The 17,406-nt window shown below is 74.9% G+C and carries 18 protein-coding genes; 3 read left to right on the top strand and 15 right to left on the bottom strand.

The features are described from left to right. Positions 1 to 22: 22 nt before the first annotated feature. From fxsA to ACFWI8_RS29195, 4 genes are all read right to left on the bottom strand, one after another. Complete coding sequence (gene fxsA / locus ACFWI8_RS29210; RefSeq protein ID WP_387097601.1) at positions 23 to 619, bottom strand: FxsA family membrane protein; 597 nt, start codon at positions 617 to 619, stop codon at positions 23 to 25. Continuing rightward, positions 616 to 2,334: an apolipoprotein N-acyltransferase gene (gene lnt / locus ACFWI8_RS29205; protein WP_387097598.1), complete on the bottom strand. Its 1,719-nt coding sequence runs from the start codon at positions 2,332 to 2,334 to the stop codon at positions 616 to 618. The genes fxsA and lnt overlap by 4 nt, the downstream gene beginning before the upstream one ends. A gap of 465 nt (positions 2,335 to 2,799) precedes the next feature. Beyond that, a complete protein-coding gene (locus tag ACFWI8_RS29200) occupies positions 2,800 to 4,440 on the bottom strand; it encodes an amidohydrolase (protein WP_387097595.1) in 1,641 nt (546 codons plus the stop codon). A 60-nt stretch (positions 4,441 to 4,500) separates the two neighbouring features. Continuing rightward, the gene (locus tag ACFWI8_RS29195; RefSeq protein ID WP_311594502.1) at positions 4,501 to 4,941 is read right to left on the bottom strand and encodes an Lrp/AsnC family transcriptional regulator; all 441 of its coding nucleotides are present in this window, start codon (positions 4,939 to 4,941) and stop codon (positions 4,501 to 4,503) included. Between the two features lie 214 nt (positions 4,942 to 5,155). Between ACFWI8_RS29195 and ACFWI8_RS29190 the strand changes: the two genes are divergently transcribed. Further along, on the top strand, positions 5,156 to 5,560 hold the full coding sequence (locus ACFWI8_RS29190; RefSeq protein ID WP_387097592.1) for a hypothetical protein: 405 nt from the start codon (positions 5,156 to 5,158) through the stop codon (positions 5,558 to 5,560). A 7-nt stretch (positions 5,561 to 5,567) separates the two neighbouring features. Here the strand turns inward: ACFWI8_RS29190 and ACFWI8_RS29185 are convergent, their stop codons facing one another. The 3 genes from ACFWI8_RS29185 to ACFWI8_RS29175 form a co-directional block, all read right to left on the bottom strand. After that, positions 5,568 to 6,704 (bottom strand): acyl-CoA dehydrogenase family protein, encoded by a 1,137-nt coding sequence (locus ACFWI8_RS29185; protein ID WP_387097607.1) that lies wholly within the window; start codon positions 6,702 to 6,704, stop codon positions 5,568 to 5,570. 141 nt (positions 6,705 to 6,845) lie between these two features. After that, positions 6,846 to 7,313: a cupin domain-containing protein gene (locus tag ACFWI8_RS29180; RefSeq protein WP_387097589.1), complete on the bottom strand. Its 468-nt coding sequence runs from the start codon at positions 7,311 to 7,313 to the stop codon at positions 6,846 to 6,848. Beyond that, a complete protein-coding gene (locus ACFWI8_RS29175; RefSeq protein WP_387097586.1) occupies positions 7,310 to 8,683 on the bottom strand; it encodes a peptidase C39 family protein in 1,374 nt (457 codons plus the stop codon). Before ACFWI8_RS29175 ends, ACFWI8_RS29180 begins: the two co-directional genes overlap by 4 nt. A gap of 182 nt (positions 8,684 to 8,865) precedes the next feature. Between ACFWI8_RS29175 and ACFWI8_RS29170 the strand changes: the two genes are divergently transcribed. Then, on the top strand, positions 8,866 to 9,453 hold the full coding sequence (locus ACFWI8_RS29170; protein WP_387097583.1) for a uridine kinase: 588 nt from the start codon (positions 8,866 to 8,868) through the stop codon (positions 9,451 to 9,453). Positions 9,454 to 9,504: 51 nt separating this feature from the next. Further along, positions 9,505 to 11,382, top strand: coding sequence for an AAA family ATPase (locus ACFWI8_RS29165; RefSeq protein ID WP_387097580.1), 1,878 nt, complete (start codon positions 9,505 to 9,507; stop codon positions 11,380 to 11,382). Between the two features lie 41 nt (positions 11,383 to 11,423). Here the strand turns inward: ACFWI8_RS29165 and ACFWI8_RS29160 are convergent, their stop codons facing one another. From ACFWI8_RS29160 to ribD, 8 genes are all read right to left on the bottom strand, one after another. Further along, entirely contained in the window at positions 11,424 to 11,933 is a 510-nt protein-coding gene (locus tag ACFWI8_RS29160; protein ID WP_387097577.1) for a PH domain-containing protein, read from the bottom strand. 14 nt (positions 11,934 to 11,947) lie between these two features. Beyond that, positions 11,948 to 12,802 (bottom strand): ATP phosphoribosyltransferase, encoded by an 855-nt coding sequence (hisG, locus tag ACFWI8_RS29155; RefSeq protein ID WP_387097574.1) that lies wholly within the window; start codon positions 12,800 to 12,802, stop codon positions 11,948 to 11,950. A gap of 67 nt (positions 12,803 to 12,869) precedes the next feature. Then, positions 12,870 to 13,142: a phosphoribosyl-ATP diphosphatase gene (locus ACFWI8_RS29150; RefSeq protein ID WP_311594493.1), complete on the bottom strand. Its 273-nt coding sequence runs from the start codon at positions 13,140 to 13,142 to the stop codon at positions 12,870 to 12,872. Between the two features lie 30 nt (positions 13,143 to 13,172). After that, positions 13,173 to 13,661 (bottom strand): 6,7-dimethyl-8-ribityllumazine synthase, encoded by a 489-nt coding sequence (gene ribH / locus ACFWI8_RS29145; RefSeq protein ID WP_311594492.1) that lies wholly within the window; start codon positions 13,659 to 13,661, stop codon positions 13,173 to 13,175. Between the two features lie 61 nt (positions 13,662 to 13,722). Continuing rightward, positions 13,723 to 15,027, bottom strand: coding sequence for a bifunctional 3,4-dihydroxy-2-butanone-4-phosphate synthase/GTP cyclohydrolase II (locus ACFWI8_RS29140; RefSeq protein ID WP_387097569.1), 1,305 nt, complete (start codon positions 15,025 to 15,027; stop codon positions 13,723 to 13,725). Next, positions 15,024 to 15,686, bottom strand: coding sequence for a nicotinamide riboside transporter PnuC (locus ACFWI8_RS29135; RefSeq protein WP_387097566.1), 663 nt, complete (start codon positions 15,684 to 15,686; stop codon positions 15,024 to 15,026). The genes ACFWI8_RS29140 and ACFWI8_RS29135 overlap by 4 nt, the downstream gene beginning before the upstream one ends. Further along, on the bottom strand, positions 15,683 to 16,288 hold the full coding sequence (locus ACFWI8_RS29130) for a riboflavin synthase (protein ID WP_387097563.1): 606 nt from the start codon (positions 16,286 to 16,288) through the stop codon (positions 15,683 to 15,685). Before ACFWI8_RS29130 ends, ACFWI8_RS29135 begins: the two co-directional genes overlap by 4 nt. Beyond that, entirely contained in the window at positions 16,289 to 17,371 is a 1,083-nt protein-coding gene (ribD, locus tag ACFWI8_RS29125) for a bifunctional diaminohydroxyphosphoribosylaminopyrimidine deaminase/5-amino-6-(5-phosphoribosylamino)uracil reductase RibD (protein ID WP_387097604.1), read from the bottom strand. Between the last annotated feature and the right edge of the window lie 35 nt (positions 17,372 to 17,406).

Here is a 17,406-nt window from a genome sequence, read left to right as displayed (position 1 = left end):
AGGGGCGGGCCGCGGCATTCGGTCAGTCGTCCCCGCCGTCCCGCCGCTCGCGGCCCTCGGCCGGGCCCTTGTCCTCCTCGTCCTCCTCGGACACCACCTCGCCCGGCACCACCTTGCCGTCGGGCCGCCGCATCCGCATGCGCTCCTGGGCCGCCCTGGCCTCCTGGAACGCCTCGCCGAAGGGCCCGCCGCGCCGGCGCACGTAGCGGCCCGCGCCCTTGCGCAGCAGCGCCGCCGTGGGCGGGAACAGGCAGAGCAGGCCGACGACGTCCGAGGCGAGCCCCGGCACCATCAGCAGCAGGCCGCCCAGCATCGCGAGGCCGTTGCCCCCGCGGTCCTCCGTGGGGGCGCCCTCCGGGCGCATGCTGGCCACGAGACGCTGCCACGCGCGGCTGCCGGCGCGCTTGATCACCAGCGCGCCGAGCAGCACGCCGGCCACCAGGACCAGGAAGACGGTGAGCCCGCCGGCCAGCCGGCCTAGCAGGGTGAGCAGATAGATCTCGAGCAGCGCCCAGGCCGCCACGCCGAGCGGCAGCAGCGGCCGCGTCCGCCGCCTGCGAACGGGGCGGACGCTGGTCGCTCCCTGGATGCCGTACGGATTCGGCCTGCCGGTCGTCATGGATCAAGTGTGCCTGGCCTGCGCGCCTTCCCGAAACGCACCGGCCGGAGCCGCGCGGCGAGACCCCAGGCGACGAGCCCGAGCCCGGCCAGCACCCACTCGGGTGCCGCGCCGACGCGGTCCGCGACGGTGCGGTCGTCGCGCAGCGGCAGCACGGCGGTGAGCACGTCCCTGGTGAACTCCTCGGTGCGCTGCTCGACCCGGCCGTCCGGGGCCACGACGGCGCTGATCCCGCTGGTGGCGGCGGTGACGACGGCCCGACCGTGCTCGACGGCCCGCAGCCTGGACATGGCCAGCTGCTGTTCGGGCTGGCCGGTGTTGCCGTATGTGGCGTTGTTGGTCTGCACGACCAGGGCCCGGGCGCCGTCGTTGACGGTGTCCCTGACGATCCCGTCGTAGGCGACCTCGAAGCAGATGACGTCCCCGAGGCGGGCGGGCCCGACGTCGAGGACGCCGGTGGAGTCCCCGGGGTAGAAGTCGCGCGGCACCCGTTCGAGGCGGGTGATGAAGGTGCTCAACTGCTCGCGGAAGGGCACGTACTCGCCGAACGGCACCGGGTGCTGCTTGGTGTAGGAGGCGCCGGGGCCGGTCTCCGGGTCCCAGACGATGCCCTGGTTCTCGACGTAGCCCTCCCTGGTGGGGTGCTCGACCAGCGCCCCCACCAGGATTGGCACGTCCACGGCCTGGACCGCCCGCTCGATGGCGGCGCGGGCCTCGTCGTTCCGGAACGGGTCGAGGTCGGAGGCGTTTTCCGGCCAGATCACGAGATCGGGCCGCTCGACGCGGCCGGCGTCGATCTCGGTGGCCAGGTCGAGGGTGGCCGCCACGTGGTTGTTGAGGATCAACATCGGGCGGCCGAGGAAGTCCATGCCCGGCTGCTGCACGTTGCCCTGGACGACCGCGATGGAGACGGTGTCGTCGGCGCCGGTGGGCACGGGCACCGCGTAGCCGGCGACGGCGACCGACGCCGCCAGGCCGACCGCGCCGAGCGCCGGCAGCCGGGCCCCGGGGGCGCGCTCGGCGGCCTCGGAGGCGCGCCGGACGGCGAGCAGCCGCAGCGCCGCCCAGGCCAGCAGGGCGCCGCTGAGCGCGACGGCGAAGGTGACCAGGGGCGCGCCGCCGAGCGCGGCCAGCGGCGTGAACGGGCTGCCGGTGTTGGCGAAGGCGAGGCGGCCCCACGGGAAGCCGCCGAACGGGACGCGATCCCTCGCCCACTCCTGGGCCACCCAAAGACAGGCGGCCCACAGCGGCCACGCCCGCAGTCGGGAGGTGCGGGCGAGCCCGGCGCCGAGCGCCACCACGAACAGCGACTCGACGAGGGCGAGCCCGACCGTGACGTCCCAGCCGATGACCCGCAGCCAGCTCAGCAGCAGGAGGAAGAACGGCCAGCCGAAGGCGAGCCCCAGCCAGGCGCCCTGGCGGCCGGTGCGGCCGTGGGTGAGGAGGGAGAACGCGGCGACGGCCGGCACCGAGAGCGGCCACAGGTCGAACGGCGGGAAGGCGAGCGCAAGACCGAGTCCGGCCACCGCGGCCGCCACGCCGGCCCGCCAGTGGCGGCGCGCCCCGCCCGCGAGCCTCCGCAGCCGGCCCGGGCGACGGGGGGCGGCCGCCGCGCCCGCCCCGGACCGCGGTGCCTCGCCGGCCGCCGGGGCCGCGCCCTCGGGTCCCCCGCCTTCGGTCTCGCTGGCCGTGGTCGCGTCTGGGCCCGATGGCACGGTCGTGGCCTCTCTGCTGAGCGGGCGATGATGAACGACCGTACCCCGAAAGGGCGAACAGCGGCGGATCGGGACCCGGCGCCCTTCGGTCCGACCCGGGACCCGCTGGCTGCGGGTCGACCGAAAGCCGTTGTCTACTGAGCGTCCGGGCCCCGCCCGGGTCGCACCAGCCGGACGGACGAAGCCTTCCGCCCCCGTGCCGCGGACCCGCTGGACCTGGCTCCCGCTGGCGAAGCGCCGGTCCGGCACCCCGCCCTCTGGCCCAGCGGCGTTCGTCGACTGCGCGGAGGAGCGCCGACCGGACGTCCTGTGGTGGACCCGGCCGAACCTACCCTTCGACAACCGCCGCCTGTCAACAGCCCTCTGACCTCGGCGTTTTCCTCAAAGGGCCAGGTCAGTGCGGAGTGGGCGCGGGAGTTCGACAGGCGGAGCGCACGTCGTTCGGCGGTATCCGGGGCCGGTGGATCACTCGTTCAGCCGGTCGTATACCGTGCGGCCGGCGACCACGGTGCGCAGGCACTCGGGCAGCGGCGACCCGGGGGTCAGGTCGGGCAGCCCCGGAGTGCCCGAGCGGGGGTCGGTCGACCAGCGGACGATCCGGCTGTCCGGCGCCTGGACGATCAGCTCACCGGTGCGCCAGATCGCGTAGTCGGCGGGGGCTCCCGGCGCCAGCACGCCGGCGTCGTCGCGGCCGACGGCGCGCCAGCCGCCCCTGGTGTGCGCGGCGAAGCCGGCGCGCACCGAGATCCGGTGCCGCTCGGTGCGGTGGAAGGCGGCGGCCCGCAGGGTGCCCCAGGGATCGAGCGGGGTGACCGGCGCGTCGGAGCCGAAGGCCAGCGGCACACCGGCCCGCAGCAGGGCGGCGAACGGGTTGAGGGCCGCCGCCCGCTCGGCACCGAGCCGCCGCGCGTACATGCCGTCCGGGCCGCCCCAGGCGGCGTCGAAGGCGGGCTGCACGGAGGCGGTGAGGGCCAGTTCGGCGAAGTCCTCGACGGCCTGCTCGGTGATCAGCTCCGCGTGTTCGACCCGGTGCCGCAGCGCCCGCACCCGGTCGAGCCCGACGCGCTCGGCCGCCGCCCGCACGCCCGCCACGACCCCGTCGATCGCCGCGTCCCCGATGGCGTGGAAGCCGGCCTGGAGGCCGGCCTCGGTGCAGGCGGCGACGTGGGCCGCCACCTCGTCCACGGTCAGGTGCTCGGCCCCGGTGTGGTCGGCGTCGGCGTAGGGCGCGTGCAGGTGCGCGGTGTGCGAGCCGAGGGAGCCGTCGACGAACAGGTCGCCGCCGGCGCCCACCGCGCCGAGTTCGCGGACCGCCTCGGCCTCCTTGACGCCGGTGACCAGCGCGCCCCAGTAGCCGAAGACCCGCGGGCCAGGCTCGGCGTCGGCCAGCGCGAGCAGCCCGGTGAGGTCGTCCTCGCTGGAGATGTCGGGGCCGCCGCACTCGTGCAGCGAGCCGATGCCGAGCGCCGCGGCGCGGCGCAGCGCGGCCCGCTGGGCGGCCGTGCGCTGCTCGGCGGTGACGGTGGCGTGCGCGGCGCGCCGGGCGGCGTGGTGGGCGTCGGTGGTGAGCGGCCCCTCGGGGGCGTAGCCGCGCAGCGTGGTGATCCCCGGTACCCGGTCGAGCAGCGCGGTGGTGACGAGCGCGGAGTGCACGTCGACGCGGCTGAGGTAGAGGGGACGGCCGCCGGCGGCCTCGTCGAGCTCGGCGCGGGTGGGGGTCCTGCGCTCGGGCCAGCGGGTGGCGTCCCAGCCGTGTCCGAGGAGCATGCCGCCGGGCGGGGCGGCCGCCGCGTGGGCGCGGATGAGGGCGAGGGCGGCAGGCAGGTCGGCGGCCGGGGCGAGGTCGAGTCCGGTCAGGGCGAGGCCGGTGGCGGTGGCGTGCGTGTGCGCGTCGGTGAACGCGGGGGTGACCAGCGCCCCGTCGAGGTCCACGATCTCGTCGGCGGTGGCGGCCAGTGAGTCGGCGGCGCTCTCCGAGCCGATCCAGGCGATGCGGTCCCCCTGGACGGCCATGGCCGTGGCGAAGGGGTCGGCCGGGCTGTGGACCTCGCCGCGGCGCAGCAGGACGGTGCGCGGCGGCCGGTGTGGGGCGGTGCTTTCGGTCATGCCCCTAGTCTTCCGGCTCCCCGGCACCCGTGCTGGCCCGGGGTGCCGGGGAGGGGCCGCTCAGACCCGCGGCGGGCGCGCCTCGTAGGGGGTGGAGAGGACGACGGTGGTACGGGTCGAGACGCCGGCCAGCGAGCGGATGCGGGCCAGCAGGTGTTCGAGGTCGGCGGGGGCGGCCACCCGGACCTTGAGGATGTAGTTCTCGTCGCCCGCCACGCTGTGACAGGCCTCGATCTCGGCGACGCCGGCGAGGCGCTCGGCGATGTCGTCGGGGGCGCTGGGGTCGAAGGGCTTCACCGAGATGAAGGCCGTGAGCGGCAGGCCGACGGCCTCGGGCGAGACGATCGCCGCGTAGCCGCGGATGACGCCGCGCTGTTCGAGGCGGCGTACCCGCTGGTGGACCGCCGAGGTGGAAAGGCCGGTGGCCTTGCCCAGGTCGGTGTAGCTCATCCGCCCGTCCTTGACGAGCAGTTCCACGATGCGCCGGTCAAGTTCCTCCACGGTCCCGTAACCTACCCGGAACGGCGCCCGCCCGGAGACGCGCGACGCCCGGGGTGCCAAAGGGGGCGCGCGACGGGCCACATTTCCACAACACTTGTGTGACGAACGACACAAAGGGCCGCCCACCTGCGGTTCGCCTGCACGATTATTCGTCGAACGGCGCGGGAAGTGCTTGCTGTGGCCAACGCCACTGCGCCGTCCTAGGGGGATGTACATGCGCTCAGTGAAGCCACTCCGTTCCGAACCGGCCGGCGGACCGCCGGAGTTCGAGGACGACGACCAGGACTACGGGGAGGATCCGGCGGACGTCGAGCTGTACCGCGTCGTCTGCCCCGACTGCTCGCGGCCCATCGCCCTCGGGGGTCTGGGCGAGCCGCTGCCGCAGCACGCGCTCTGCCCGACGCCGTGGAACCCGTTCGGGCTGACCATCTGCCCCGGCTCGGGGCGCCTCGCCGACGAGGACGGGCTGACGCCCCTGCCACTCACGACGCTCCTCCCCGAGAGCGCCGCCGACGCGGCGCTCCCCGAGGGCCTCGACTGGCGGCTCCAGCCGTTCTCCCACGCCGCGGGGCCCGGTGTCCGCCCGGCCGCCGTGCCGCCGCTCGAGCGGGCCGCCTGACGAGAAGTCAGCGGTGCTCGGGCCCGACCAGATGGCGGGCGATGACCGCCCGCTGGATCTGGTTCGTGCCCTCCACGATCTGCAGCACCTTGGCCTCGCGCAGATAGCGCTCGACCGGGAAGTCCGCCGTGTAGCCGTAGCCACCGAGCAGCTGCACGGCGTCGGTCGTGACCCGCATGGCCACGTCCGTGCAGAACAGCTTGGCCATGGCGGCCTGTTGGCCGAACGGCTCGCCGGCGTCCCGCAGGCGGGCCGCGGCCAGGTAGAGAGCCCGGCCGGCCTCGATCTGGGTGGCCATGTCGGCCAGCATGAAGCGGAGCCCCTGGAAGTCGGCGACCGGCCGGCCGAACTGGCGGCGCCCCGTGGTGAAGACCAGCGCCTCGTCCAACGCCGCCTGTGCCACGCCCACGGCGCAGGCGGCGATGCCGAGCCGCCCCGAGTCCAGGGCCGCCATGGCGATGGCGAAGCCCTGCCCCTCCTCGCCGATGCGGCGCGCGTCCGCGACGCGCACCTCGTCGAAGTGCAGCTGGGCGGTGGGCGATCCGCCCATCCCCATCTTCCGCTCGGGAGCCTCGGCGGTGAGCCCGCGGGCCCCGCCGGGTACCAGGAAGGCCGTGACGCCGCGCGGTCCCTCGCCGCCGGTGCGCGCCAGCACGGTGTAGAAGTCGGCGATCCCGCCGTGGGTGATCCACGCCTTGGTGCCGGAGAGCACCCACTCGTCGCCCTCCCGACGGGCGCGGGTGCGCAGACCGGCCGCGTCGGACCCGGACTGCGGCTCGGAGAGGCAGTAGGCGCCCAGCAGCCCGCCGCCCAGCATCTGCGGCAGGTGCCAGGCGCGCTGCGCGTCGGTGCCGAAGGCGGCCAGCGCGTGGCAGGCGAGGGTGTGCACGCTGACGCCGAGGCCCACGGTCAGCCGGGCCGCGCCGAGCTCCTCCAGCACCTGGAGATAGACCTCGTAGGGCTGGTCGCCGCCGCCGAACCGCTCCGGGTAGGGCAGTGCCAGCAGCCCGGTGGCGGAGAGCCGGGAGAAGAGCTCCCGGGGGAAGGTCCCCGCCGCCTCCTCCTCGGCGGCCACCGGCCTGATCTCCCGTCGGATCAGGTCCCTGACGAGGCCGAGCAGCTCGTGGGACTCGGGGGCGGGCATCCGGCGTGGCACCGGCGCCGGCGCCACGGGCGGTTGGGCGAGCGTCATCGCGCTTCCTCCTGCGAGTGGTCGGCAGGTGACGCGGAGGTGTCGCCGGGTCTCGGCGGCCCGCGTCGGGGACGGCGGTGAGAGGGTCGGTGGTCAGGGGGCTTCGCAGCCCGGGTCCTCGGCGTCGACCGCCAGTGGGCTCCCCTCGGGTACGAGGTAGGTCGCGTAGAGAACGACCGGCTCGCTCCCGAGGTTGCGCCCGATGTGCACGTGGTCGGCCCCGGCGGGCTCGAGGACGGCGTCCCCGGCCGTGGAGACCTCCACCGCGCAGCCGTCGACGACGCGGGTCAGCGTGCCGGAGGCGACGACGGCCAGCAGCCCGCCCGGGTGATAGTGCCAACCGGTGGAGCCGCCCGGCTCGATGGTGATCACCCGCATGGTGACGTCGGTGGCCCCCCGGGTGCGCAGGTCCAGCGCCCCGGCCGAGGTGCCGGTGGCCAGCGTCTCGGCGGTCACCCCCTCGCCGGGCGTGGCCGCGGCCCCGCCCGGCACCAGGGTCAGGGCCGCCACGCCGAGGGCGGCGAGCCGGAGCCGCGCCCGCCGCCCGCGGTCGGCCGTCACCTGACGCCCACGCTGGCCAGCGCGCGCCGCTGGGCGGCCGTGGGCGTGGCCGGGAAGTAGAGGTAGCAGACGCCGCCCGAGCCGCTCCGCACGACGCCGTTGGCGTCGTAGCGCTTGGTGCGCAGCCACACGTTCTCGAACTGCCGCCGCCGGTAGACCCGGCGCACGCCGGCGTTGTCGTCGGCGTTGGGGTCGTTGGCGATGACGTCGCCCTCCGCGGTGAAGCCGACCACCGTCATCAGGTGGCCCGAGGTGCCGTAGCCGACACCGTCGAGGTCGCTGGCGATGAAGGACTGGGACGTTATCACCGGGATGCCGGCCGCGATCAGCCGCTCGGCGCCGTCGAGCGTGGCGATCCTGGTGACCACGCCCTGCAGGTCCGGGTAGGTGGCCGCGTAGGCGGCGTTGAACGGCCAGTTGCCGCAGCCGCCGTACTGGTAGTCGTAGGTGAAGCGGGCCGCGTGGCAGACCTGCGGGTCGCTGAAGTCGGGGTTCACCCAGGCCAGTTGCTCGGCCGTGGGGCGGCGGCCCCAGGACTCGATGATCATCTGCGAGGAGGTGGGGCTGCACCAGGCCTGTCCGCCGTTGTCGTACTCCGGGTACCGGCCGATGTGGACGTTCTGCGAGTAGCTCGGCACGGTCAGCTCGACGCCGGCGGCCACGCCCGGGGTGGTGGCGGGGACCTCGAAGCGGTCGGGCACCGCGGAGGTCATGGCGCCCACCCGCCAGACGGTCGGGGCCGCGCCGCCGGGCGTCCGGTAGAGGGTCAGCCGCAGCCGGTAGGAGACGAGCCGCAGCCCGCTGGCCGCGTCGTCGATGGCGAGGGTGTCGGTCCAGACCGTGGACTTGCCGTCCTCCTGGTCGTCGACCGAGGTGCGGCGGATGTCGCCGTCGCCCGAGGCCCAGACGCCCAGGGTGTACCAGGGGCTGGTGGTGCCGTCCGAGTAGGTGGCGAGCACCTCGACGCGGATGAAGGTGCCGGCCGGGGTGCGCGCGTTCCACGAGGCGATGAGCTCGGTGGCCGGGGTGGCCGCGCGGTGCGTGGGCGACAGCCAGGTGGCGTACTCGTAGGCCCTGGTGGTGCCGGTGTGCGGGTCGGCGTAGTCGACGGTGCCGCGGGCCTGGCGGAGCACCACGCCGGCGCGCCCGGTGGTCACCACTCCGACGCCCTGGGCGGTGCCCGAGGCCCAGTCGGCGGCCGAGACCCAGCCCCGGTACTCGATCCCCGACTCCGGGTCGGCGCGGCGGCCGCCGCGGGCGGGGGCCGCGGGCGTGGTGGCGGTCGCGGAGCCGGTGGCGAGGCTGGCGGTGGTACCGACGGCCGCGGCGACTGCGGCGGCGAGAACGGTTCGGCGTGGCGTGGTGGTCACGGTGCTTGTCTCCCGGGGTCGTCTCCGAACGTGTGCGGAACGCAGCGACTCAGGCGCGGCAGGTCACCACTATCCCGGCTGCGGGACGTGACGGCCAGCCATTCCCCGCGAACGCGCGGAAACAATATTGGTGTCGACCTGTGACGCCGACCGGCCGGCCGGGCTTCGTTAGGCTCTTCGTGATGTTCTCCCCCGCCTCCCCCACCCGCGACGGGCTCGCCGGGCTGCCGGCCAGGCTGCGGGCCCTGCCGCCGAGCTGCGGCCCGGTGCGGCTGGTCGCGATCGACGGGCACGCCGGCTCCGGCAAGAGCACCCTGGCCGGCCGGCTCTCCGCCGCGCTCGACGGGGCGCCGGTGGTGCGCCTCGACGACCTCGCCAGCCACGACGCGTTCTTCGACTGGACGGGCCGGCTGACCACCGGGGTGCTCGACCCGCTCACGCGCGGTGAGCCGGCCGAGTACCCGGCCTACGACTGGGAGCGCCGCGCCTTCGCCGGCACGGTGTCCGTCCCACCGGCGCCCGTGGTGCTCCTGGAGGGGGTGGGCGCGGGCCGGCGGGCGCTGCGGCCCCACCTGGCGTTCCTCGTCTGGCTCGCGGTGTCAGCCGAGACCGCCTGGGCGCGCGGGCGGCGCCGCGACGGTCCCGAACAGGCCGGATTCTGGCGGGAATGGGTCGCGGCGGAGCGGCGGCACTTCGCCGAAGATCCCTCCAGGCCCCATGCGGATATCCTGATGACACCGAGGGGTGACACCTATGAAGCCCGCGCGTGAGGCCCTCCGGGCTCCGGGGGCAGGCAGCGGTAACCCGTTGTGGGGGTCGTCATGAACGCTGGCACACGCGGCGCGCAGGGACCGCCGAGCGGGGCGGACCTGGCCTGGCTGCGGGGGGTCGACGCCTACGCGGCGGCGGCCTACCCCGAGGCCGAGGAGGAGTTCAGGGCGGCGGTCCGCGAGGACCCGGGGATGGCCGACGCCTGGCTCGGGCTGCACGCGCTGCGCACCGACGTGCCGGCCGCGCTGCGGCAGATGTTCCGCAACCGGAGCCGCTTCGGCGAGCAACGCGCCCGCCACGGGCGCCCGTTGAGCTCCTGGTACTGGCTCGGCTGGTGGGTGCAGCCGGTGCTCGAGACCGAGCGGGACCTGCTGCTCGCCCACGCGTCGCACCTCCTCGACGGCCGCCGGCTGGCCGAGTTGGACCGGGCGCTCGCCCAGTGCCCGGCGCCGGAGAGCGATCCGCACGCGCGGTTCCTGCACGCCTGCCGGTGCTATCTCTCGAAGGACTGGGAGGGGCTCTACCGGTACACGGCCAACCTCACCGAGGATCCCCAACTGGGTGTCGAGGCCGGCCTCTTCGCGGGCATGGCGCGGGTCAGGCTGGAGATGTACGACCAGGCGGAACCGCTGCTCGCGGCGGCGCTGATGCGCTGCCGCAGCGAGCAGCCGCAGCGCAAGGAGCTGCGCTACTGGCTGGCGCGGGCCAGGGAGGGCAGCGGGCGCAGCGCGGCGGCCATACCGCTGTACCGGGCGGTGCACGAGGCCGACCCGGAGTTCATGGACACCGCGGTGCGGCTGACCGCGCTCGGCGTGGAGGACCCGGAGGCGGCCCACTTCACGGGGGCCTCGGGCGAGGTGCTCACCGGCCCCCTGCCGGCCGGCCTGCGCGGCGCCCTGGAAGCGCTCCAGGAGGAGGGCGGGCTCGGCCGGCGGATTCCGTCACCCACCGCGCCGACCGGCGGGCCTCGTCCGGCGGGGTCCGTCGCCTGGCCGGGCCCGGCGGGCCACGCGCACGCCGGTCAGGGCGGGGTCACCGCCGGGGCGCCGCCGGCGCCGGACCCGACGCTGCTGGCCAGCACGCTGGCCGAGCTCGACCGGATGGTGGGTCTGGAGCCGGTGAAGGAGCAGGTGCGGGCGATGTCGGCGCAGCTGCGGATGGCGCGGCTGCGCTCCGGGCAGGGCCTGCCGGTGCAGCCCCCGAAGCGGCACTTCGTGTTCTCGGGGCCGTCCGGCACCGGCAAGACGACGGTGGCCAGGATCCTCGGCCGCGTCTTCCACGCGCTGGGCTTACTCAGCCACGACCGGCTGGTGGAGGCGCAACGGGCCGACCTCGTCGGGGAGTTCCTCGGGCAGACGGCGGTGAAGGCCAACCGGCTGATCGACTCGGCGCTCGGCGGGGTGCTGTTCATCGACGAGGCGTACAGCCTGGTCCACACCGGTTACAGCAAGGGGGACGCCTACGGCGACGAGGCCCTGCAGGTCCTCTTGAAGCGCGCGGAGGACAGCAGGGAGCACCTGGTGGTGATCCTCGCGGGCTATCCGGCCGGTATGGACCGGCTGTTGGCGGCCAATCCAGGGCTCGGCTCGCGGTTCGCCGCCCGGATCGAGTTCCCCAGCTACTCGCCCGAGGAGCTCACGGCCATCGGCGAGCTGCTGGCCGCCGAGCAGGGGGACGGGTGGGACCCGGAGGCGCTGGACGAGCTGCGCAGCATCTCCCGGCACGTGGTGAGCGAGGGGTGGATCGACGAGCTGGGCAACGGCCGCTTCCTGCGCACGCTCTACGAGTCGGCCTGCTCCTTCCGGGACGTCCGGCTGTCGGAGTCGGGTGCGGCGCCGACCCGGCAGGAGCTGGCCACGCTGCGGCTCCCGGACCTGATGCAGGCGTACGGCGAGGTGCTGTCGTCCCGCGGCATCCCGCGGGACTGACAGGCGGTTCGACGGATCGACGGTCGGCGGTTCGGAGCGCCTCAGCGGCCGGCGGGGCCGTCGGCCTCGGCGCTCGCGGTGCCGTGCGCCTCGGCGAGTGCGCGGAGCGCGCGGGCGTCGGCCAGCGCGCGCTGCTTGGAGACGCCGGGCTGGATGGCCATCACGGCGAGCACGGTGCCGTCGGCGAGGTCGAGCGAGACCCACGGGTCGCCCGGCCTGAGGGTGACCCGCACCACCTGGGCCCAGGCGAGCCGCCGCCTGGTGGTGAGGTTGACGACGGTGAGGCCCTCGGCGTCGGCGGTGACCTTGGGGCGGCTGAGCAGGGCCGTCAGCCCGAACACCGCGGCGCCGCAGCCGGCGAGCGTGAGGCGGTCGCTGAGCGTGCCGGTGGCCGTGAGCCCCTCGGGCAGCACCACGGCGATGAGCGACAGCACGCCGAGCACCACCGAGCCGATGGTCAGCAGCACGAGCCTGGTGAGCACCGGCCGGTAGGTGACCGGAAGGGCGGGCAGCGGCGGCTGCGTCCGGCCCGTGGTGGTCTCGCTGGTCATCCTGCCCTCCCGGGTCAGAGGCGGGCGGCGTGGATGCCGGTGCTGAGGATGGCGCGGGCGCCGAGCTCGTACAGCTCGTCCATGATCCGCTGGGCGTCCTGCACCGGCACCATGGAACGGACGGCGACCCACCCCTGGTCGTGCAGCGGGGAGACGGTCGGGGACTCGAGGCCCGGGGTGAGCGACACCGCCTTGTCGACGAGCTCGGCCCTGATGTCGTAGTCCATCATCACGTAGCGGCGGGCCACCAGCACGCCCTGGAGGCGCCGCAGGAACTGGCGGACCTTGGGGTCCTCCTCCTCGCCGTCCTCGCCGGCGCGCCTGATGACCACGGCCTCCGACTCGAGGATCGGCTCGCCGATGATCTCGAGCCCCGCGTTGCGCAGCGTGGTCCCGGTCTCCACGACATCGGCGATGACCTCGGCGACGCCCAGCTGGATCGCGGTCTCGACGGCCCCGTCGAGGTGGACCACCGAGGCGTCCACGCCGTGCTCGGCGAGGTGGGCGGTGACGACGCCGGCGAAGGAGGTGGCGATGGAGAGGCCGCCGAACTCCCGGACGTCGCGGACGGTGCCGGGGCGGGTGGCGTAGCGGAGGGTGGAGGCCGCGAAGCCGAGCTCCATGATCTCCTCGGCCTCGGCGCCCGAGTCGAGCAGCAGGTCGCGGCCCGTGATGCCGATGTCGAGGCGGCCGGATCCGACGTAGATGGCGATGTCGCGGGGGCGCAGGTAGAAGAACTCGACCTGGTTGTCCGCGTCGATCAGGACCAGTTCGCGGCGGTCCTTGCGCTGCCGGTAGCCGGCCTCATGGAGCATGGCCGCCGCCGGCTCGGAGAGCGACCCCTTGTTGGGAACGGCGATGCGCAACATGGACGGGCTTCCTTCGTGCGGGAGTACGGGACGCGGGTGGGTGGACGGGGCGCGGGGCTCGCCCCCGTCAGAGGTGAGCGTATACGTCGGAGAGCGAGAGGCCGCGGGCGACCATCAACACCTGGAGGTGGTAGAGGAGCTGGGAGATCTCCTCTGCGGTGCGGTCCGCGCTCTCGTGTTCCGCGGCCATCCACACCTCGGCGGCCTCCTCGACGACCTTCTTGCCGATGGCGTGCACCCCGTCGGCGAGCAGTTCCGCGGTGCGGGAGGTGCTGGGGTCGCCGGTGGCGGCCTTCTGCTGGAGCTCGGCGAAGAGCTCGTCGAATGTCTTGTTGGCCATGGTGGTCTTACCCTACGGCGTGCCCCCTGGTCAGCCACGCGCGGGGCGTGGAACGGCACGCAGGGTGGTGGCGGCCGCGACAGCGGCGGTGGCGGCCTCGTGCCCCTTGTCCTCGACGGACCCCGGCAGGCCGGCCCGGTCCACGGCCTGCTCCTCGGTGTCGCAGGTCAGCACGCCGAAGCCGACGGGGATGGCGTGGCCGACGCTGACCTGGGTGAGGCCCTGGGTGACGCCCTGGCAGACGTAGTCGAAGTGGGGGGTGCCGCCGCGGATGACGACGCCGAGCGCGACGACCGCGTCGTAGCCGCGCTCGGCCAGCGCCTCGGCGGCGAAGGGCAGTTCGAAGCTGCCCGGCACCCGCACCACGGTGGGCTCCGGCACGCCGAGGTCCTTCAGCGCGCGCAGGGCGCCGGAGAGCAACCCGTCCATCACGGTCTGGTGCCACTGGGCGGCGACCACCGCGACCCGCAGGTCGGCGCCGCCGGTCACGGTCAGCTCGGGGGCTCCCTTGCCGCTCACTGTCTTCTCCCTCTCGTCGTTCGCGTCGTTCTCGCCGATCGCGTCGTGCTGGTCGGTCGGATCACTGGTTGGCGCAGGCCGAGGTGGCGCCCGGGTCGAGCCAGGGCAGGTCGTGGCCCATCCGGTCCCGCTTGGTGCGCAGGTAGCGCAGGTTGTGCTCGCCGGGAGGCACCGGGATCGGCTCGCGGCCGGTGACGGCGAGGCCGTGCCGGGTGAGCGCGGTGACCTTCTCCGGGTTGTTGGTCATCAGGCGCAGCGAGCGGACGCCGAGGTCGGCCAGGATGCGGGCGCCGGCGGCGTAGTCGCGGGCGTCGGCCGGCAGCCCGAGCTCCAGGTTGGCGTCCAGGGTGTCCCGGCCGCGCTCCTGCAACTGGTAGGCGCGGAGCTTGGACATCAGGCCGATGCCGCGGCCCTCGTGGCCGCGCAGATAGAGGACGACGCCCCGGCCCTCGGCCTGGACCCGCTCCAGGGAGGCGCGCAACTGCGGGCCGCAGTCGCAGCGCTGGGAGCCGAACACGTCGCCGGTCAGGCATTCGGAGTGCACCCTGACCAGCACGTCCTCGCCGTCGCCCAACTCGCCGGCGACCAGCGCGATGTGCTCGACGCCGTCCGCCGTGGACCGGTAGCCGTGCGCGCGGAAGGTGCCGTGCGCGGTGGGCAGGGTGGTCTCGGCCTCGTGGCGCACGGTCGGGAGGGCCTCCTCGCCGGCGGCGCGCCGGTAGGCGACCAGGTCCTCGATGGAGATGATCGCGAGGCCGTGCCGGCGGGCGAAGCGGCGCAGCGCGGGCAGCCGCAGCATGGTGCCGTCCTCGCCGGCGATCTCGCAGATGGCGGCCGCCGGGCGCAGCCCGGCGAGCCGGGCGAGGTCGACGGCGGCCTCGGTGTGGCCGTTGCGCACCAGCACGCCCCCGGTGCGGGCGCGCAGCGGGAAGACGTGTCCCGGGCGGGCCAGGTCGGCGGGGGCCGCGGCAGGGTCGGCGAGCAGCCGGATGGTGGTGGCGCGGTCGGCGGCGGAGATGCCGGTGCCGACGCCGTGCGCGGCGGTGGCGTCGACTGAGACCGTGAAGGCGGTGGTCATCGACTCGGTGTTCTTCTCGACCATCTGGCCGAGTTCGAGCCGGTCCAGGTCCTCGGGCTCCATGGGCGCGCAGATCAGCCCACGGCACTCGCTCATCATGAAGGCGACGATCTCGGGGGTGATCAGCTCGGCGGCGACCACCAGGTCGCCCTCGTTCTCCCGGTCGGGGCGGTCGACGACCACCACCGGCCGGCCCAGGGCGATGTCGGCGACGGCGCGCTCGACGGGGTCGAGCACGAGCTCGGGGTCGAGGACGGGCGCGGCGGCTCGGGACTCCGGGACGGTCACGCGGGGGCTCCTTCCAGGACGGTCCTGCGGCCACCGGACTCGCGGGAGCTCAACCACCAGGCCCGCATGCCCCACAGGACGAGGACGAGATAGACGACGTAGACCAGGCCGGAGAAGGGCAGGCCGCTGTCGAAGGCCAGCGGGACGCCGACCAGGTCGACCAGCAGCCAGGCGAACCAGAACTCCACCAGGCCGCGGGCCTGCGCGACCATGGCGACCAGGGTGCCGACGAAGATGTAGGCGTCCGGCCAGGGGTTCCAGGACAGCTCGGGGAAGGCGCTGAACACCCCGCCCACCACGAGGGTGCCGAGGGCGGCGCCGGCGAGGAGGGCGCCGCGTTCGGTCCAGGAGGCGAAGCGGACGGTGATCCGCCCCTCCTCGGTGCCGTGCCGGCCGAGCTGCCACTGTCGCCACCCCCACAAGGCGACGCCGATGACCAGCAGTTGCTTGCCCACTCCCCCGCTGAGCTGGGCGGAGGCGTAGGCGGCGATCAGGATGAGCCCGGAGACGAGCTGGACGGGCCAGGTGAGGATGGAGCGCCGCCAGCCGAGGGCGAGGGCGGCGAGCCCGGCCAGGTTGCCGACCATGTCGGACCAGATGACGTGCTGGCCGAAGGCGGTGAAGGCGGTGCTGTTGAGCTGGTCGACCAGGCTGCTCATCGGAGCGTCACCTCGCGCTGGCCCAGCAGGCGTTCGACGTACTTGCCGACGATGTCGACCTCCAGGTTGACCTGGTCGCCCGGCTGCTTGGCGCCCAGGGTGGTGAGGTCGAGGGTGGTGGGGATCAGGCCGATGGAGAAGCGGTCGTCACCGGCCTCGACGACGGTGAGGCTGACGCCGTCGACCGTGATCGAGCCCTTGTCGACGACGTAGCGGGCGAGCGGGGCGGGCAGCGTGAAGGTGACGAGCTCCCAGTGGTCGCCCGGCGTGCGCTCCAGGACGGTGGCGGTGCCGTCGACGTGGCCCTGGACGAGGTGTCCGCCGAGCCGGTCGCCGAGCGCCATAGGGCGCTCCAGGTTGACGCGGTCGCCGGGCGCGAGGCCGCCGAGGTTGGAGCGGGCCAGGGTCTCGGCCATCACATCGGCGGTGAACTCGCCCTCGCCGAGCTCGATCACGGTGAGGCAGACGCCGTTGACGGCGATGGAGCCGCCGTGTCCCGTGCCCTCGGTGACGACGGCGCAGCGCAGCCGCAGCCGCGCCGAGTCGCCCGCGCGGTCGAGCGCGACGACCTCGCCCTGCTCTTCGACGATTCCGGTGAACACTCAGCTCTCCTTGGGGACGGGGGCGTTGGCGGGAACGGCGCTGATCCGCAGGTCGGGGCCGATCCGGTCGACGCCGGTGACGCGAAGGCGCAACGCGTCCGCGATGGTGGTGATTCCCGCGCCGGTCAGGGCCTGGGGTCCGGCGCCGAGCAGGGCCGGGGCGAGGTAGCCGGTGACGCGGTCGACGAGGCCGGCGGCGACGAAGGCGCCGGCCAGGGTGGGGCCGCCCTCCAGCAGCACGGAGCGGATCCCGCGCCGGTGGAGGACGGCGAGCAGCGCGGTCAGGTCGACGCCGGGGCCGTGCGCGGCGCGCGGGAGCCTGACCACCTCGGCGTGGCCGACGAGGTGGGCCGCGGGGGCGTCATCGGCGACGGCCACCAGGGTGGCGGCGGCACCGTCGAGCACCCGGGCGCCCGGCTTGACCGCGGTCGCCTCGGTGTCCAGGACGACGCGCAGCGGCTGGCGGGCGCCCGGCACGCCGCGGACGGCGAGGTGCGGGTCGTCGGCGCGGGCGGTACCCGAGCCGACGAGCACCGCGTCGGACTCGGCGCGCAGCCGGTGCACGTCGGCGCGGGACTCGGGCGAGGTAATCCACCGGCTGGTGCCGTCGGCCGCGGCGACCCGGCCGTCGAGGGTGGCGGCGTACTTCCAGTGGACGTGCGGGCGGCCGTGCCGGACAGCGGTGAGCCAGGCCGCGTTGACCTCGGCCGCCTCGGCGGCGAGCGGTCCGGCGGCGACCTCGACGCCGGCGGCGGCGAGCACGGCGGCGCCGCCCGCGGCCCGCGGGTTGGGGTCGGCCACGGCGTAGACGACGCGCGCCACGCCGGCCGCGATCAGGGCCTGGGCGCAGGGGCCGGTGCGCCCGGTGTGGGCGCAGGGTTCGAGGGTGACGACGGCGGTGCCGCCGCGCGCCGCGGGGCCGGCCGCGGTCAGCGCGTGGACCTCGGCGTGCGGGCCGCCGGCCCGCTGGTGCCAGCCCTCACCCACAATGCGGCCGGCGGCGTCGAGGACGACGCAGCCGACGACGGGGTTGGGGCTTGTGCTGCCGAGGCCGCGGGCGGCCAGCTCGATGGCGCGGCGCATCGCCTGGGCCTCACGGGCCTCGCGCGCGCTTGCGG

It is taken from the genome of Streptomyces sp. NPDC127098, from assembly GCF_042722465.1.
GTDB classification, from domain to species: Bacteria; Actinomycetota; Actinomycetes; order Streptomycetales; family Streptomycetaceae; genus Streptomyces; species Streptomyces millisiae.
Note: the sequence above shows the minus strand (reverse complement) of the source record. Positions and strands in the feature narration are given on the sequence as shown.

Coding starts and splice junctions, on each gene's coding strand:
- fxsA (WP_387097601.1), bottom strand. CDS start 619: ATGACGACCGGCAGGCCGAATCCGTACGGCATCCAGGGAGCGACCAGC.
- ACFWI8_RS29200 (WP_387097595.1), bottom strand. CDS start 4,440: ATGACCGAAAGCACCGCCCCACACCGGCCGCCGCGCACCGTCCTGCTG.
- ACFWI8_RS29190 (WP_387097592.1), top strand. CDS start 5,156: ATGCGCTCAGTGAAGCCACTCCGTTCCGAACCGGCCGGCGGACCGCCG.
- ACFWI8_RS29185 (WP_387097607.1), bottom strand. CDS start 6,704: ATGCCCGCCCCCGAGTCCCACGAGCTGCTCGGCCTCGTCAGGGACCTG.
- ACFWI8_RS29170 (WP_387097583.1), top strand. CDS start 8,866: ATGTTCTCCCCCGCCTCCCCCACCCGCGACGGGCTCGCCGGGCTGCCG.
- ACFWI8_RS29165 (WP_387097580.1), top strand. CDS start 9,505: ATGAACGCTGGCACACGCGGCGCGCAGGGACCGCCGAGCGGGGCGGAC.
- ACFWI8_RS29160 (WP_387097577.1), bottom strand. CDS start 11,933: ATGACCAGCGAGACCACCACGGGCCGGACGCAGCCGCCGCTGCCCGCC.
- hisG (WP_387097574.1), bottom strand. CDS start 12,802: ATGTTGCGCATCGCCGTTCCCAACAAGGGGTCGCTCTCCGAGCCGGCG.
- ACFWI8_RS29150 (WP_311594493.1), bottom strand. CDS start 13,142: ATGGCCAACAAGACATTCGACGAGCTCTTCGCCGAGCTCCAGCAGAAG.
- ACFWI8_RS29135 (WP_387097566.1), bottom strand. CDS start 15,686: ATGAGCAGCCTGGTCGACCAGCTCAACAGCACCGCCTTCACCGCCTTC.
- ribD (WP_387097604.1), bottom strand. CDS start 17,371: ATGCGCCGCGCCATCGAGCTGGCCGCCCGCGGCCTCGGCAGCACAAGC.